Origin of the sequence: Leptolyngbya sp. CCY15150 (genome assembly GCF_016888135.1) — a bacterium.
In the GTDB taxonomy this organism is placed as follows: domain Bacteria; phylum Cyanobacteriota; class Cyanobacteriia; order RECH01; family RECH01; genus RECH01.
Window position 1 is genome coordinate 55,107 of sequence record NZ_JACSWB010000135.1, and the last position, 18,444, is coordinate 73,550.

At 54.2% G+C, this 18,444-nt stretch carries 9 protein-coding genes; 3 read left to right on the forward strand and 6 right to left on the reverse strand.

Translation table 11 applies throughout. The features are described from left to right. Positions 1–99: 99 nt before the first annotated feature. From JUJ53_RS03910 to JUJ53_RS03935, 6 genes are all read right to left on the reverse strand, one after another. Positions 100–1,308: a WD40 repeat domain-containing protein gene (locus tag JUJ53_RS03910; protein ID WP_204150672.1), complete on the reverse strand. Its 1,209-nt coding sequence runs from the start codon at positions 1,306–1,308 to the stop codon at positions 100–102. A 63-nt stretch (positions 1,309–1,371) separates the two neighbouring features. Further along, positions 1,372–6,735: a hypothetical protein gene (locus tag JUJ53_RS03915; protein WP_204150673.1), complete on the reverse strand. Its 5,364-nt coding sequence runs from the start codon at positions 6,733–6,735 to the stop codon at positions 1,372–1,374. After that, on the reverse strand, positions 6,732–8,093 hold the full coding sequence (locus JUJ53_RS03920) for an ATP-binding protein (RefSeq protein ID WP_204150674.1): 1,362 nt from the start codon (positions 8,091–8,093) through the stop codon (positions 6,732–6,734). The genes JUJ53_RS03915 and JUJ53_RS03920 overlap by 4 nt, the downstream gene beginning before the upstream one ends. Positions 8,094–8,155: 62 nt before the next feature. Continuing rightward, positions 8,156–8,770 carry a class I SAM-dependent methyltransferase gene (locus JUJ53_RS03925; protein WP_204150675.1) on the reverse strand — a complete coding sequence of 205 codons (615 nt, stop codon included), beginning with the start codon at positions 8,768–8,770 and terminating at the stop codon, positions 8,156–8,158. Positions 8,771–8,892: 122 nt separating this feature from the next. Next, positions 8,893–9,735: a PHP domain-containing protein gene (locus JUJ53_RS03930; RefSeq protein ID WP_204150710.1), complete on the reverse strand. Its 843-nt coding sequence runs from the start codon at positions 9,733–9,735 to the stop codon at positions 8,893–8,895. A gap of 189 nt (positions 9,736–9,924) precedes the next feature. Next, a complete protein-coding gene (locus tag JUJ53_RS03935; RefSeq protein ID WP_204150676.1) occupies positions 9,925–10,839 on the reverse strand; it encodes an isopenicillin N synthase family oxygenase in 915 nt (304 codons plus the stop codon). A gap of 264 nt (positions 10,840–11,103) precedes the next feature. Here JUJ53_RS03935 and JUJ53_RS03940 point away from each other — a divergent pair, with 264 nt between their 5' ends. The 3 genes from JUJ53_RS03940 (at position 11,104) to pflB (ending at position 18,440) form a co-directional block, all read left to right on the forward strand. Further along, positions 11,104–11,496 (forward strand): hypothetical protein, encoded by a 393-nt coding sequence (locus JUJ53_RS03940; RefSeq protein ID WP_204150677.1) that lies wholly within the window; start codon positions 11,104–11,106, stop codon positions 11,494–11,496. A gap of 1,107 nt (positions 11,497–12,603) precedes the next feature. Continuing rightward, positions 12,604–15,765 (forward strand): hybrid sensor histidine kinase/response regulator, encoded by a 3,162-nt coding sequence (locus JUJ53_RS03945; RefSeq protein WP_204150678.1) that lies wholly within the window; start codon positions 12,604–12,606, stop codon positions 15,763–15,765. A gap of 389 nt (positions 15,766–16,154) precedes the next feature. After that, complete coding sequence (gene pflB, locus JUJ53_RS03950; protein WP_204150679.1) at positions 16,155–18,440, forward strand: formate C-acetyltransferase; 2,286 nt, start codon at positions 16,155–16,157, stop codon at positions 18,438–18,440. Positions 18,441–18,444: the final 4 nt, after the last annotated feature.

Sequence of the window (18,444 nt, forward strand, 5' to 3'; positions counted from 1 at the left end):
CCCCAAACCCCTCTCCCAGAGCGGGAGAGGGGCTTCAAGCCATAAATTTATGCCCCTATGTTCTGGAGAAATGTTCTGGAGAATGGGTAGGAGACGTTCCTAAACTCCAGGGCTAGCGGACAGCAACCGACCATCAACTGTCCAGAGGCGTAGGGTTTGGGTGTCGTCTAGGGTAGCGATCGCTTCTCCGCTGGGGGCAAAGGCAACGGCCGGGCTACCCTGATGGCCTTCTAACTGCGCGATGGGATTCCCTGCCCGATCCCAGATCAGGACTGTGCCATTATCTTGGCTGAGCGCGAGTAGGTGACCCTGGGGGCTGAAGGCCAGGTGGTCTACCTCGGTGCCATCTGAGCTGGCAATGGGGGTGCCGTCTACCTGCCACAGGTGGGCGGTGCCGATGCCGTCTAGGGTGGCGATCGCGCGGCCATCGGGGCTGAAGTGGATGTGATCAATCCAAGATGGGTGCTCTAGGGTGGCGATGGCCTGGCCTGTCATCGTCCACAGTTGGACGGCGGGGTCGAAGGTGGCATAGGTGGCGATCGCGTCTCCGCTGGGACTAGGAACCATGTCTATAATCCAGTCTTGATGGCCGTCTAGGGTGGCGATCTGGGTGCCGGTGGTGTCCCAAAGTTTGACGACTGGGGAACGGCTGCGGGTGGCGATCGCGCTTCCGGTTGGATTCAGGGCTAGGTCGGAGATGTGCAGGTGGGGCACGAGGAACTGGGGACGTTCTAGGGCGATGATCAGGGTGCCGGTGCTGTCCCAGAGTTGGGTGGTGCCGTCGCTGTGCAGGGTGGCGATCGCTTGACCGTTGGCGCTAAAGACCAGTTGCTGGACGGGGCGATCGGGGCCGCTGAGCTGGGCGATGGTGCTGCCGGTGATGTCGAGTAGGTGGGTGGTGCCGTCGGCATGGCCCAGGGCGATCGCTTCGTCTATGGGGCTGAGGGCAACGGTTGTAATGGGACTGGAAGGTTCTACGATGGTTGGCTGGCGGTGTTGGAGATCCCAGATCTGGAGCTGGGTGGGGTCGTAGATGAGCAGGCGATCGCTGCCCGCATTCCAGACTATCTGGGCGTCGGGGGCAACGTCGAGCTGGGCGATGGCGGTGCCGTCGGGATCCCATAGGCGGATGGGGCCGTTGGGGGAATGGGTGATCAGGGTATTGCTGGGATGCCAGATGATGTCGCCGCTGGGGTCTTCGTCCATCGCAAAAATGGCTAGGAGCGGTGCGGCTGGCTGCGGGGTTTGGGGGGGAAGGCTAGGGCCGGCGAGGAGGGGCAGGGTGAGTAGGAGGGCGGGAAAGGTCATGGGGGAATAGACGGAATGCGATCGCGGCTTAACTACAGTGGAACGGGATGAATTTCGGCATCGTTAGGGATCGCGGGGGGGAATATTGCACATAGCGCGATCGCTCTCGGTCACGTCGGGGCTGTGAATGAGGTAGCTGCGCAAGCGACGACAGGCCCGGGCCAACAGGCTGTCAATATCCTGATCTACGGGCCACATAGTCACCCGTTCATGAGCAAGGTTTTCACCCATGAGGGCATTGCCGGGCTGAATCATCCACATATGGCTCCAGTCTGGGGCAAATCTTGCCAACCGTCCTTCATACTGGGCAATTTGCTGACCATTGAGCGTCCAAATACGCGTCGTGCGATCTCTACTACTTGTGGCAACAATGGTGCTGTCTGGGCTAAACTCCACCCGACTGATCGAGGACTGATGCCCCTCCAGTACTGCTAATAGGTTGCCAGATAAATCCCATAGGTGCACTGTACCATCCCAGCCACCTGTAGCAATGGTTTGACCGTCCGGGCTAAACTCCACCTGCCAGACAGGATCTTGATGTCCCTCCAACGCCGCCACAAGGTTACCCGATAAGTCCCAAAGCCTTGCTGTACCATCATCGCTACCTGTAGCAATGGTTTTTCCATCAGGACTAAATTCCACTACCTGAGTCCAGTCCTGATGTCCCTCTAGTACTGCCAAGGGATTGCCTGATAAGTCCCAAAGTCTTGCTGTGCCATCACCACTGCCTGTAGCGATGGTTTGACCATCTGGGCTGAAGACGACCTCACTAACCCAGTCCTGATGTCCTTCCAGCACAGCTAAGGGGTTGCCAGATAAATCCCAAAGCCTTATTGTTTCATCATCGCTACGTGTAGCAATGGTTTGACCATCCGGGCTAAACACTATTCCATCAACTGTGTTTTGATGTCCCTCTAAGCTTGCCAAGGGCTTACCTGATAAGTCCCAAAGCCTAACTGTATTAGAGTCATCCGTAATGGCAATGACGCTGCTATCTGGGCTGAACGCGACTGTTATCCATCTGCCTTGATCTTGATATCCCTCTAGCACCGTTAAGAGTTTACCTGACTGATCCCATAGTCGCACTGCTTCAGAGCTGTCTGTAGTGGCAATCGTGCTGCTGTCTGGACTGAATACTAGGCTTACCCTATCCTGATGTCCCTCCAATGTTGCTAGGAGGTTGCCCGATAAATCCCACAGCCGTGCCGTGCCATCATCACTACCTGTGGCGATGATTTTGTCGTCTGGGCTGAACACTACCTGCCTGATCTTGTCCTGATGTCCCTCTAGCACTGCCAAGGGTTTATCTGATAAATCCCAAGCTCTTATCGTATAACTGTTATAGCTACTTGTAACAACAGTTGTACCATCCGAGCTAAACACTATCTGATCAACACTGAACTGATATCCCCTCAGCACGGCCAGTGGAGCACCTGTTACATTCCACAGATGCACTGCGCCGAAGCTGCTTGTAGCGATGGTTGTGCCACTCGGGCTAAACACTATTTGATTAACACCGGTCTGATGTCCTTCCAAAACGGCTAAGCGAGTGCCCTCCAAGTTCCACAAACGCGCGGTGCCATCGTAGCTTCCTGTAGCAATAGTTTCTCCATCTGGACTAAATACGACCTGACTGACTTCGGCTTGATGTCCTTCCAGTACTGCCAAAGAATTGCCCGATAAGTCCCACAGGCGCACAGTGCCATCGCTGCTTCCTGTAGCAATAGTTTCTCCATCTGGGCTAAATACGACCTGTCTGACTTCAGCTTGATGTCCTTCCAGCACTGCCAAGGGATTGCCCGATAAATCCCACAGGCGCGCTGTGTTATCTTCACCATGAGTGGCGATCGCATCCCCATCGGGACTAAACACCACCTGACTGATGCCCCCCTCATTCCCCCCTATGCGGGCCAGTTCATTGCCCTCCAAATCCCACAGTCGCACTATTCCATCTTCACCACAGGTGGCGATCGCATCCCCATCAGAACTAAACTCCACCTGATTGCTGCCCCCCTCCTTCCCTTCTATGCGGGCCAGTTCATTGCCCTCCAAATCCCACAGTCGTACTGTGCCATCTTCACCACGGGTGGCGATCGCATCCCCATCGGGACTAAACTCTACCTGCCAGATGCTCCCCTCGTGTCCTTCCATTTGAACCAGTTCATTGCCGTTTAAGTCCCACAGCCGTATCTTGCCATTCTCGTCGCTGGTGACAATTATCTTTCTATCAGGGCTAAACTCCACCTGATTGACGACCCCCTCATGTCCTTCCATGCGGGCCAGTTCATTCCCTTCCAAATCCCACAGATGTGCCGTTCCATCTTCTCCGCCTGTGGCGATCGTTTGTTCATCTGGGTTAAACGCCACAGTTGGAACATTTTTCTCACCTACTTCAAGCCGGATTTCTCGAATTTGAGCGAGGCTGGTTTGGGTAGTGAACAAGGGGCTGTGGGCAGGATAGCCGTTCAGATTCTGAATGTTATGTACCTGGGTCAGGCGCTGAAGATCATACAGGGCACGGGTCGCCAAGAGCAACGCCTCGGTTTGCTGGAATGAAAAGCGATTTTGGGCCGCCACCCCAGCACGTTCAAGTTGCGTCGCTTCACGAGCCAAGGTCAAGTTACGATTTCCGCGATACACAATGGACGACGTGAGCACGCTGGACAAAACGAAGATGGCAATCCCCGCTACTGACCACCGAGTTGCTTGCCGTTGGGCCTGCCCTAAAATCTGCTTCGCGTTTTTGAGTTCTTTCTGAGTGGCTAAATTTTCTTGCTCCAGAGCCTCTAACCGCTCCTTCAAATGTTCTACATCACTCCGACGCTGCCGCTGAATCAGTTCCGCGATGTAGTCATGCACCAACTGATAGCGATCCTGCGGTTCCTCCGGCAAATACATCACCAGCCCCGACCCACAGGCCACCCGCAACACCAGATCCAACGGCTCCGTCGGTTCCGTCTCCTCCTCCGTCTCCGGCTCCCCATCTCCAAACACCCGCCCCGGCAACAGCGCCTCCAGCTCCTTCACCAGCTCCGATCGCGTCTTTAGCGGTCGCGTTCCCCGCTCATCCGTCAACAAAAACAACACCAGCTCCGCCAACTGTTGATGCTCCGGGCCACAGTTGTCCACCACCTCCTGCACATAGCCCGTCACCAACGCCTCCTTCGGCGCATCCCCCAACTGCTCATAGGCCGCCAGAGTCGAAACCCCCACCGTCTGTAGCTGCGCCCCCACAATCTGCATCTCAATCGGCCGCACCTCCTGCAGCGGCCCACCCAGATCCTGCACCACCCGTTCCACCAACGCCGGCTCTAGGCTAAAACGCGATCGCCCCGTCAGGTCAGCGATCGTCGCCCTGGCATCCTCCAACGATAAATTACCTAAGCCATAGAGCACCTGTCGCCCTAAAATATCGTGGCCGATGGCGCTCATGCTGTCTAGGCGATTGGCATCCAGCAGATAATGGATATAGTCCTCCCGCAAGGAGATCACCACCTTCACGTAGGGAATCGCTAAACAATCCCCCAAAAATTCAAAAAACCGCCGCCACTGCAAGCGATCGGGATTTGCGAAGAAGAACTCCTCAAACTGATCCAGCATCAAAATCGTGCGCAGATTCCGCCCCTCATTCTGGCGTAGCTGCTCCAACAACGATCCATCGGTTCCAGCCTTTCTTAAATCCCTCAGACCCTGACTGATCTGATGGGCCAAATCTGCCTGCCACTGCGCGGTGTAGTTGCGCATCACCACCACCAAATTATCGCGATAGTCGATGGGCTTGCGCAGCGCTGGCACCAGGCCGGCGTTCAGCAGCGAACTTTTGCCCACCCCCGATCCACCGTGGATCACCACCAGCTTATAGTCACTGCGCCCCAGCCGCTGCATCAACCTCTCTAGATCCAGCCGCCGCCCCGATGCAGCAATCTCCGGAGCCACGCCGTAGAGATCATCCAGGCCCTGGGGCTCTAACCCGAGCCGCCCCGCTCCCACAAAGGCGCGAATACCGGCATTCTTTTCCACCTCCAGCCGCGCCTGCTTCAGCTTAAAAGCCATGAGATACTGCCGTTGCTCTAGCCGCAGATCCCGTAACTCTTCCAAAATGGCGCAATAGGTGGTGGGATGGCCGCGATCGCCCCAGGCCCTTGCCTCTAGCAAATAAGCGATCGCCCCCTGAGGATTGCCCAACCCCCGCTCTGCCTTGGCCAAATTGAGCAGGTAGAGACCCCGAATCCAGCCCGATTTCTCTGGCAGGCGATCGAGGATCTGCATAGCCTCCTGGGTGAGTCGCTTGGTCTCCGTCCACTGCTGCCGGTGCAGGGCGATATTGCCCAAAAAGCCATAGTCATAGGCCAACTTCAGGGGATAGTGATCCGGGCGATGCAGCTCCATCCCCAGACGGCAGTAACGCTCCAGCGCATCCCAGTCCTCCAGACGCTTCAGCACCCGCTGCAGCCCCGATAGGCACTTGGCCACTAAGTCAAGGCGATCGCAGGCTTGAAAGATCTGAATACTGCGCTCCAAGGGCAGCCTCGCCCGTTGCCATGCCTTGCTGTCTACCCCATCCCCCTGCCGCCGCTCCCGATCCACTACCCAGGCCAGATGGCGGCCTAGGAAAAAGTGGGCCATGCCGGCCCGCAGTTGGCGATCGCAGTCCTCCAAGGGCTCTTGGCTCGTCCAATAGTCAACACTGCGCTGAAAATACTGCCCCGGCTGATCTAAATCCTGCGGTTGGTGCTTGGCTAGGTTGAGGGCGATCGCCCAGTTTAGGGCCGCTTGGGCTTCGGGATGGAGCGTGATCGGGCCTGCTTCATCTAGGGCGAGCTGTAGCTCTGATTGCTGAAAGGGGCCGAGGGGATTCAGGACCTGGAGCGTAGACGGCAGTTTCCCCGATCCTGGATCGAGGAGGCTGGCATAGATTTGGTCGGCGGCTTGGTGCAGGCCATGGCTGAGCCAAGCGGAGCTGACGGTGAAGTGGGTGACGTCTGATGCCCAACTGACAAAATTGGGCGCTTCCCGCGCCAGTTGCACCTGGGTGGGATCATCGAGCCATAGGACAAAGGGAAAGGGGAAATGCTTACGAAACTCTTCGCGCACATTTTCCATCGCGCCCAGCACTTTCTGGAGATGTTCCACATGCCCCAACCCCATCACCATCAAGGCTTCTGGCTGGCGATCGCCCAAGGCATCCCGCAGATTGGTAAACAGATTTTGGGCCGAGGGATGGAGCGTTAATTGGTCGAGGGTGAGGTTATAGCGATCGGCGCAAATCTGCTGTAGCTGCTGCGCCAACTGTTCTTGCAGATGGTCATACCGACAGTGGACGAGGTGCAATGAAAACTGTCCTCGCCCCAGATCCAGCACATCGGCCAACTCCTCTAGGCGAGTCGCGTTAGCGTCATGAAACTGGGCGGCATGATCATCGCTCATGGGGAGAGATCCTTTACACCGAGCAGAATAGGATTCACATCAAACCAGGATATGCCCTGATCTCGATACTCAAACACCAGCCGACTGTGGATTAATGTTTTGTAACCCTCATCGCCGCTCACTCGCTTGCGATCGCTCACCTGACGCAGTAAGTCCCATTCTTCGTCTGAGATCTGTAGGCTCATTTCATTGCAGCGTTCGCGAATCACCTGCTCTAGGGTGGCGCGATTCAGGGGCAGTTGACGGCGGCTTTTCATAATCCAAGCGCTGAGCAGCCGCAGCAAATCGCGCACATGCCCGCCGCTGGCCTGGCAGAGGCGATCCAGACTTTCCGGTTCATCAAACACCAGATTGAGGTGCGCCAGGCGATCGCCCTCCGGCAGCTCCGGAAAAGCCCGCGCTAACACCATCTGACGCAAAAGCACCATGCCTGCCTCAAAGGCACTGCCGTCTTCCCGCTGCACCGGCACCATGGGCAACACCCGTGGATCATCGGGATAACGTTGGGTGAGATGCCCATACTCGCTGGAAAATTTGAGCGCTAGGGGCATGGTGTAAATCGTATGGCAGCGCAGCCCGCGCAAACATTCGCTTTGGTCAATGTACAAATATTCTTGCTGCGGCCGGCCGTAGGGCTTGGGAGAATTGATCAGCTTTTCTAGACTATCCACAATCACCACCAGCCCCTGCTGCCCCTTTTGCTTCAGTTGAGCGATCGCCGGTTCCAGCAGCTCCCGGTTAATCGCCTCCAACAACCGCGTCTTTTGGGGCCCGAGAAATTGGTTAAGGCGATCGCGCAACAGCGAATCATTCTTGGCCTTAGCCGTAATTTTACCAATGCCCGTTGCCAACGAGAGACCATCGTCGAGGTTAAAGCCCACTTCTCCTACCATAGGGATCGCCACTCCCAGTTCCGCTGACAGTTCCACCTCCGTATTCATCAGGCGCGTCGCCTTTTGCAGCAGATCCCGGAAGGTACGCGGCTGCTCTAGCTTCAGGGAATCAATACTTTCCCCCACCCGACGGGCGATCGCCAGCAGCACATCCCCAATATCCACATCCGCCATATCCAAATCTTCGTTGGAGTCAAAATAGACGACGTGGAAGCCATCCGATTCCAGTTCCTGCTTCAGCCGCAGCAGTTCTGTCGATTTACCGCAGCCAATATGCCCGGTGAATAATACGCAGGTGGGATCATCCGAGGCATAAAAAGTAATCGTGTCCCGCAGATCCGCGATAATTTCACCCCCGCGTACTGATGAAAAATCAATGTAGAGCGTCCGATCCGCCGCTTTGGACACATCCAGAGTTTGGCTCGGGTTCACACGCTGGTAGAAATCACGGATATTGAGCATCATAGGTTGAGAATGCGATCGCACGTCACCCCAGTGTATACCGACTTTTCGTCATTGGCTGCACATCAGGTCAGCCGACGCAAAATGATCACCCTCGTTTCATCACTCCAGAGAGTCTCAAATCCTAGATGATCGCAGAGAAACTCGAAGGTTGTTTCATGGTAGAACGAGGTATGGGTCGGGTCTGTGGTGTAGTGCCATGTGGCAAAGTGATCCAGGCTAACCCAGCGATCGGTCATAATCCCTAACACTCCGCCTGGTTTAAGCAGGCTATGAATGCGATGAATATCTTGTCTGGGATGGTAGAAATGCTCAAAACACTCGGTTGCGAAGATAAAATCATAGGGCGATCGCAGGGGAACATCCAAAAAGATGGGATCGTAATCCTCACAGTCGATACCTTGCCGTTTGACCAGCTCCGACAGGGTAGGCCCAGGGCCACAGCCGTAGTCTAGCCCACACATGGTGTTATCTAGATAAGGCAAGGTTGGCTTGATGACGCGATTTAGAAAGTTCACATACCCAACTTGCTCAATGCTGTTATGATGGGTGCCGTAGTAGGCTCGTTCGTCATCAAGGGACAGGTGATGGTCAGGATCGACAAAAATCAGTGAGCAGTGGCTACAGAGATAGTAGTGGCGATCGTCTGCACCGCTAACCTTCGCTGGCTCAGGGGTCAAGCACAATGGGCAGATTAGCTGCATGGTATCATCCACATAGAGTTTATCGTCCTAGGCTATCTTAGGATGCTGTACTGCCACAAAAGTAATTTACTTTTATTGAATCTGTTACAGGATTAGGATTAATTTAGGTGAAAATCTAGTCCTTGATCAGCATGGAGCGATCGCGCCCCTTCTTGCAGAGGAGGTAGCAAATCGAGGGAAAGCTGCAATTGATTGAGTCCAGCTCCGTGGGGTGAGGGGCCGTGATAGTCACTACCTCCGGTGGTCAGTAAGCCATAGCGCTGACCAATAGCTGCCAGCCGACGGCGATCGCGTTCTGCATGGTTAGGATGATAGACTTCAAGACCCATCAATCCAGCTTCCACCAAGGTGGGTAACACCTCCGGTACGGGGCCGCCCCGAAATAGATAAGGATGGGCCCAAACCGGCACCGCACCACAGCGTCGCAGAAGCTGAATACCGTCAACAGCTGAAAATTTTTCATAGGCCACATGGGCAGGCTTATCTTCCCCTAGCCAGCGCTCAAAAGCTTCCTGGGGCGATCGCACATAACCGGCTGCCACCAGCGCCGCTGCAATATGGGGACGGCCCGGAGCCATCGTGTCTGATAGGCGGGGGAGAATAATGGGATAGCCAAGCGCGGCCAAGTTTTCAGCCATCTGCTGAGCGCGGCGGTGTCGTCCCTCCACCCGCTCTCGCAGCGGCGCTTCCAACGCCTGACGATTGGGATAGAAGCCCAGAATATGCAGCGATCGCCCATTATGCACCGTACTCAGTTCCACCCCTGGCACTAGGGTCAGGGATGTGCCAGCAGCAGCTTGGTAGGCCTCATCCCAGCCCGAGAGGGTGTCATGGTCGGTGATCGACAGAACCTTGAGTCCGGCAGCGATCGCCTCCTGCACAAGCTGGGTTGGGGTAAGGCTGCCGTCGGACTGGGTGCTGTGGCAATGGAGATCTAGCATGGTGTTGGCGGGAACGAGCCGGAAGAAGAGTATGGGGTTGATCGTCATTTCAGTATAACGGGGCTGACGCGGGGCATGAGAGCGATCGCCCCCCAGGGAATGAAGCTGCCGGGTTTCGACGTTGCTCAACCCTCGTCTTGTTAGGAGCACTGAGCGACGTCAAAATGCTTGCCCATTGTGACCTCCCCCTCAATAGGTGGCAGTGAGTTTACTGAGCAGATGATCACGCATCAAAATCGGCGGATAGCGGCGGGGGCGATCGCCGGTGATGCATTGGGGTAGGCAGTCGATCACAACCTCAGGGTTAGGATCACAAAACAGGGCCACCGAGTAGCGCGATCGCCCGGCATCGTCGCCTGTGGGAACGGCTACCCGATGGCGAGTGGAGCTGAGCCGATCATTCGTCCAGCGCTGCATGGCATCGCCCACATTCACCACCACGGTGCCGGGAATCGGTGGCGCGGCAACCCATTGCCCATCACGGGTTTGCACTTCTAGACCGCCGATGTCATCCTGCAGCAGTAGGGTAATGCTGCCGTAGTCTGTGTGGGCTCCGGCGCGCAGTTGTCCAGGCTGGGGCTGTTGATCCACCGGCGGGTAGTGCAACATGCGCAGAAAATAGTTGCGACCGTGCTTGTCGTCAAAGTAGTGGTGGGGCAGGTCTAGAGCCATGGCAAAGGCTCGCAGCACATTGGGGGCCACCTGTTCGGTGCAGCAGCGATAAAAGTCTGAGACCACAGGCTGAAAGGTCACCGGCTCCGGGGGCCAGACGACCTCTAGACCCATATTAAAGGCCTCTTTGAGATCCCAAGGCTGACCTGGATCCAGGCGCTCGGTTTGCACAGCAATGTAGCCGCAGTTGGTGTCGGGCGATCGCGCCACGGTTTCCTTGAGGTCTAGGGGAAGCTGAAAAAAGGCTTGGGCTTGGGCTAATAACTGCTGGAGGAGTTCGACGGGAATGCCGTGATTGCGTAGATACATGAAGCCGATGGTGGAACAGGCTTGGTAAATCTCCTGGGCAACGCGATCGCGATCGCTCTCCTCGCCTTGGAGAAAGGGGCCAAAGTCAATCACAGGAATCGTAGCTGTTGAGGTCAGGGTCATAGGGCAGGTTTCCAAACTAGTCCGCCGATGGTGTTGATCGATCAGGTGGGGTACGGGTGGGGTAGGTACGGGCAGGGTCATACCAGCCCTAGGATGATCTCTATCAGAATGGGCGATCGCGCCCTGTTGTCAGGGATACTAGACATGCCCTGCGCATCCCTCCCTAGATGTATGTTCATTTACACCCACACCCGCTAAAATAAAAGAGTAGTGATTGCTACAGAAATAAAATCAATCATTAGTCCTATTTTTAACCGGATTGCCATGAACGCGACTCAATCTAGCGATGTGCGGCTGCATCATCAGCACTACACCAACCTTCTCGCCCACCTTGCCCGACGCATGGAGTCTGCTCAGCAGCACAATGACAGTCGCCTGCTTGCGCTTCTGGAAGTAGAACAACGGCAACTGGCGGCAGAATGGTCTACTCGCTCTACCAAGGGAGCGATCGCCCCTTCTCTCAACTTAATCCAACGATTTTGGCAGTGGCTCTTGGTAGCCATTGAAGATAGCTCCAAGCTTCAAGTCGAGAAGCTATCTGGCACCAATGGTGATACATGGTGGTATGCCTACGATCCAGGCACCGGCAAAGCCCTCTACGCTGAGTCGGAGTCGGATGTGGTGAAGTGGATCGAAGATAATCGCATCGGCCACTAGGGAATGTGACTAGGATCACATAAATTCCGGATTTAAAGCACCGGTATTCATCGGGATGACGATGAGGCAACCCTGAAGTTATAACCAGCAGTTCGGCAGACTCATCATGATGAGTTGGCCGGATCTAGGATAGTCCCCACTGAATCTCAAGCTCTATCTAGATCTCCAAATGTAGCGTTACTGTTCCATTTGGAGATACTAACCGCTCAACATCAAAACTCAGCTTTGTTTATCGTCAATTGAAATGATCTCGTTCTCCAAGAGCGGGATTTTTTTTGACGTTCTCGTTCCCTCTCTGTGCAAACGGTACCGCTCTGTTCATCTTGAGCTAGGGGAAGGGCAGGATAGAACTGTTGTGACGAAAAGGGTTCTTTTGTAAAGAAACTATAGGTATTTGCGATCAGATCCTAGGGTTTTCATGCCCATATGTGACAGATACTTTTCATCATTCAGGTTAATTTGCAACAATTAATACATGATAAGGTGTGCTAACCACGGATGCATCACCGCCTACATACAGCTAGGTAGCCCCCATCGAATGCAAAGCGATCGCCTTCATCCTGCTGATCACGTTGTGTAAGCTCATTGTGTAAGCTCAGTGACGATCGTTCATGGTGTGTGGGATGCGTGAGCGATCGCATTCGATCTCAAATCTAGGACAAGGGTGGAGATGACACAGCCCATGCTGTCCGACCCTCCGACATCCATGCTGTCCAACATCATCAGTGATGCAGCGGTAGGCCATGAAACCCTAGCGATCAGGCTATGACCTACCCGTGGAGAAGTCCACATCGAACATCCCTATCGTCAAGGTCTAAGAAGGTTGACATCATGGTGCAGACCTCAGATCCACGGGTGCTAAACATACATGAGGCTATTCTAGGCTGGAGCTAGATGAGGCTTAAGATTCTCTGCTGAACATCGATCCTATGGTTTTTAATGGGTTTGGTTTGACTTTAGTTTAAGTAGCTCCGATTCACATGCCTTAGAATGCGATCGCATCGTTGTCTAGGACGCGTAGCTACCATTGGCGTTGATGAACAATTCATGAGTAGACAACCACGGCTTTTACGTTTGTTGGACACAATCCCATCCCCTTCCTCCATCATGCCTACGACCCTGCAAAGCTGGGGGCTACTGGGAGGGTTGATAGGCTTGGGGTTGCTGGGCAACATTTTTAAGTTTCAGCTCTTTTTTGGAGTTGATTTTCTCTTTGGTAGTATTGCTGTCCTGCTGATCTTGGCCCGCTACGGATTAGGTTGGGGGCTGTTTGCCAGCGCGTTGGTCGGCAGTGTTACCTATGTGCTGTGGGGACATCCCTACGCGACGATCACCCTGATTGGGGAAGCGATCGCGGTGGGTCTGCTCTATCCCCGCAAAAGCAAAAGTTTACTGATGATTGTCATCGGCTACTGGTTGCTGATCGGGATTCCTTCGGTGCTGCTGTTCTACGGAGTCATGTTGGAGGTTGCGCCCCAAGGCACGATCTTGGTGGCCCTCAAGCAGTCGATCAACGGTATCGTTAATGCGCTGCTAGTAGACCTCATACTCATGGCTGATATGGGACGCTGGTTGTCCCGTCCTTCCCAGGGGCGATCGCGTCATGTGTCGTTCCATCAAACGGTGTTCACCCTCTTTGCATCGTTTGTGCTGCTGCCCAGTTTGCTGTTAATGGTTTTCAATGGCCAGCAACTGTTTCAGACCGTAGAAAACGATATTCTCAACAGCCTAGACGTGGCCTCTGGCACCACAACGCAAAACATCCAAGCCTGGTATGACGATCACATCCATCGCATCGAACGTAAGGCCGTTGGTCTTGATCTGTCTAATCCAGAGCTGATCACGGCGCGGTTAGAAGCTGCTCAGCAGACCTCCAATGATTTTCTAGGGCTCTACGTGGTAGACAGCGCAGGTCAGGTGTTAGCAGAATCGTCTCGCCTCACCTCTCCCCAAGTTCTGAACGACATCCAGACGAATGCCCTAGACGCCATGACTATGATCGATAGTGATCAGGCGCGCATTCAATTTTATCTGCCCGAGCCCTCCGATATCTATCTCACCCGCTACATGCGAATTTTGGTGCCGATCTACAATCAGGCTAATCTACAAGGCTTCCTGATGGCTGATATCAACCTACAAAACCTGGAGCGACTCTTTCACTTTCATGGTGGGCGAGATATTGTCATCCTGCAACTGCTCAACCAGCAGGGGGTGCTCTTGGCGGAAAAAGGTGGCATGGGAGGGCCGCTGCCGTCTCTTGATCCTAGTCAGCCGGGCGAAACGCGGCAGTTTAGGGATAGTGTCGTGCAGTGGTTGCCGCCGCCGGGCCCGCCCATTATGGTGCGCTGGAAGGAGTCGCTCTACATTGAAACCTCGTCCATTGGCAACGGCAATCAATGGACTCTGGCTGTAGGGGTGGCGACAGCTCCCTATGTGAGCTATTTGGAACAGCTTTATATCCGAGATTTGGCGATTCTATGGGCGATCGCTCTCCTGTCGATCACCATTGCCCTCGTGGTCAGCCGTCGCTTGGTGACGCCCATTTTGCAGTTGGCCGCAGTGACCACCAACGTGCCCCAGCGCCTGGTCAGCGACCATACCCTTGACCTGCCGACCAGCTCCATTGATGAAGTGGCGCTGCTGTCGGACAACGTCTACACCATGTTGCTCGCTCTGAAGCAACAGTTTGATCACATCCGTCAAGCCAATAGCACCCTAGAGCAGCGGGTGCGGCAGCGTACGTTAGAGTTGCAAACCCTCAACCGAGAACTACGGCAGGCCAAGGAAGCAGCCGAGGCGGCCAATCTTGCCAAGAGCGAGTTTTTGGCAAATATGAGCCACGAAATTCGCACCCCCATGAATGCCATTCTGGGATTTACCCAATTGCTGGATCAAAAAACGGTGGATGGTCGTCAAAAGTCGTACCTGTCCTCCATTGAAACCAGCGGTCAAATGCTGCTGGCGTTGATCGACGATATGCTCGACCTTTCTAGGATTGAGGCTGGGCAACTGCGGCTGTACTATGAGCCGGTGAATCTCCAATCGCTGATGATGGATGTCAAAACCATTTTCAGCCAAAAGGCAGGGGAAAAGAATCTAGTTCTAGATCTCAGGCTGGATGGTAGGCTGCCCTGGATCTTGTTCGATCCGGTGCGGCTACGGCAGATTTTGTTTAATGTGGTGGGCAATGCGGTGAAGTTCACTGAGCAGGGAGGTATCTATCTAAAGGTATCGATGGTTCCTGATGCTCAGAGTGATCAACATTTGACCTTAGAGATCACGGTGAGCGACACCGGCATCGGCATTGCCCCGGATCAACACCAAAAGATCTTTGAAAGCTTTACCCAAAGTGATGGTCAAGATGTGCGGAAATATGGCGGCACGGGGCTAGGGCTGGCCATTACCCAACGGTTGACCAAGATGCTCGGCGGCACGATTGTCCTCGATAGTGATCTGGGGCGGGGCTCTAAGTTTACGTTTACGTTTCCAAAGGTGGCGATCGCTGCTAATTCCTGTTCATCTGAACCGATGCCTGAAGAAGCGATCGCAGATGATATCCTGAGTGCCCTGCCGCCGGTGACGATGTTGGTAGCAGATGATGTGAAGTCTAATCGAGAGTTGATTCAGCAGTATTTTTATGGCAGCCACCATCGCGTTCTCTTGGCCCGCGATGGCGATGAGGCGGTGCAATTGGCCCATATTCATCACCCGAATCTGATCTTGCTGGATCTACACCTGGGCGATCGCAGCGGGCAGGAGGTCATCCAAGCGCTCAATCAACAGCCCGACACCCAGATGATTCCGGTGGTGGTGATGACAGCTAGCACCTCCCGTGAACTGGATGAGGCGATCAAGCCCATGTGCCATGCGGTGCTGCATAAGCCGATTCGGTGGGAACAGCTATGGGAGGTTTTGAAAACCATCCAAGTTCGCTCGGAGACGCCGACACCGCCATCCCCAACCGCTGACCCAGCCGCTACAGACCAAGGGAGCGATCGCCGAGCGGAACTGCTGATAGCCCTCAACCAAGTCGAACGCGATCATTGGCAGCATTTGCGGCAAACCATGACCATGCGAGGGGTGGTTGCCTTTGCCGAAGCCTTGCAAGAGGTAGCCCAAACCTATAACAATGTATCCCTCGATCGCTATGCCCACCTGTTGATCGATCAAGTTGATGCTTTTGATTGGGATCATCTGCCCCAGTCCATTGATGGATTTACGGAACTGCGGCGATCGCTGGAGGCTAGCCTACCGTCTTTGGCATCCTAGGGGAAGGATCTCCCGGATAGTGTCTCCAAGAGAGTAGACTCAATCGGAAATGAGGAAAGCCATCAATTTCTGACACGAAACCATCAAAACCGATGATGACCGCATCAATGTTGATATCGAGCAACTCATGATCGATAAGGTCTAGTATCTCCAGGACAGTATCTCCAGGGGCTTGAGATTCTGAAGATATTCTGCGTCCTGGCAGAGTCTCCGGGGTTATGCGTTAAACCTAAGGAGGATTGGAATGCGATCGCCCCTCGTTGTCGATCCACCGACTCGGCAGGCGATCGCCCCCTAATCTAGGCATAATGCCTGACCGTTTAGCCATGGACACCTAGCTCCTGCGCTTACGGCCACTGCCGCTGTATAGATTTTGAGGTTGTTGAAGTATGGTTTCCACCCCAACTAAATTGACGGTTGCATCTAACGAATCTGTCAATTCTGCCCATGAAGCAGCTTGGACTGGATTTACACCTGGCCCTTGGACAACCGAGATTAATGTCCGAGATTTTATTCAGCGCAATTACACCCCCTACACCGGCGAGGCTGATTTCTTAGCCAGCATCACACCCCGCACTCAGGCGCTCTGGAATCAGGTGAAAGATCTGATGGCCCAAGAGCGTGAACGAGATATCTTAGACGTGGATACAGCCGTTCCCAGCAGCATCACGGCCCACGGCCCCGGCTATATCGATCAGTCCTTAGAACAGATTGTCGGGCTACAGACCGATCGCCCTCTTAAACGAGCCATTATGCCCCTAGGCGGGATTCGTGTCGTTAAGAAATCCCTGCAGTCCTATAACTACACCCTTGATCCGGCCACCGAAAATATTTTTACCCAGTATCGCAAGACGCACAATGATGGTGTCTTTGATGCCTACACCCAGGAAATGCGCCAAGCGCGCCACTCAGGCATTATCACCGGATTGCCAGATGCCTACGGCCGGGGGCGGATCATTGGCGACTATCGCCGGGTAGCCCTCTACGGCAGCGATCGCTTAATTGCGGATAAGAAAGACCAGCTTAAGTCCCTTGAAGTAGATGTGATCGATGAGTCGGTGATTCGTCTGCGGGAAGAGATTAGTGAACAGATCCGAGCGATCGCTGAGCTGCAGGTTATGGCAGAACGCTACGGCTGTGATATTCGCCAACCGGCTGCCACCGCCAAGGAAGCTGTGCAGTGGACTTATTTCGGCTATTTGGGTGCCATTAAGGAGCAAAATGGGGCAGCCATGTCCCTAGGGCGGGTGTCTACATTTTTGGACATTTATCTAGAGCGCGATTTGGCGAAGGGACTCTTAACGGAATCGGAAGCCCAAGAGCTGATCGATCAGTTTGTCATGAAGCTGCGCATGGTGCGGTTTTTGCGCACCCCCGACTATAACCAACTGTTTTCCGGCGATCCAGTTTGGGTGACCGAATGCTTGGGCGGTATGGGCCATGATGGTCGTCCCTTGGTAACCAAGAGCAGCTTCCGCTTTCTGCAAACTCTCTATACCCTTGGCCCAGCCCCTGAACCCAATCTGACGGTGCTCTGGTCTACCCACTTGCCCACAGCCTTTAAGCAATTCTGTGCCCAGGTTTCCATTGACACCAGCTCCATCCAATACGAAAACGACGACCTGATGCGCCCCAGCTATGGGGATGACTACGGCATTGCCTGCTGTGTCTCGGCGATGCCCATCGGTAAGCAAATGCAGTTCTTTGGCGCACGGGTGAACTTAGCTAAATGTCTGCTCTACGCCATTAACGGCGGTCGAGATGAAAAAGATGGTAGCCAAGTCGCTCCTCCCTATGCACCTGTGACCACAGAACAACTAGACTATGCCGACGTGCGAGATAAGCTCGATCGGATGATGAACTGGCTAGCCAAGCTCTATGTGAATACGCTGAATGTGATTCACTACATGCATGATAAATATTGCTACGAACGCTTGGAGATGGCTCTCCACGATCGCGATGTTTATCGCACGATGGCCTGTGGCATAGCTGGTCTATCCGTCGTCGCTGATGCCCTATCGGCGATTAAATATGCTAAGGTGCAGGCGATTCGTAATGAAACGGGTTTGGTGGTTGATTACCGCATTGAGGGCGACTATCCGAAGTATGGTAATAATGACGACCGGGTCGATACCATTGCCATTGATCTGGTGCAGTCTTTCATGGCGAAAGTACGCACCAACAAAACCTATCGAGATGCTGTGCCCACCCAGTCAATTTTGACGATTACCTCCAATGTGGTCTACGGCAAGAAAACGGGTAACACCCCCGATGGACGAAAAGCCGGCGAGCCCTTTGCCCCCGGCGCAAATCCTATGCATGGACGAGATACAAAAGGAGCGATCGCGTCCCTAGCATCCGTGGCTAAGCTGCCCTATGATGATGCCCAAGACGGCATTTCCTACACCTTTTCCATCGTGCCCCAAGCCTTGGGTAAAGGTTTAGATAGCCAAGTTACTAATTTGGTAGGAATGCTAGATGGCTATTTCCACGAAACTGGACATCATATTAACGTCAATGTTCTCAACCGAGATACCTTGCTCCATGCCATGGATCATCCTGAAGATTATCCCCAGCTCACGATTCGGGTATCAGGCTATGCCGTCAATTTCATCAAATTGACCCGAGAACAACAGTTGGATGTGATTAACCGCACCTTCCATAGCCATCTGTAGGCGT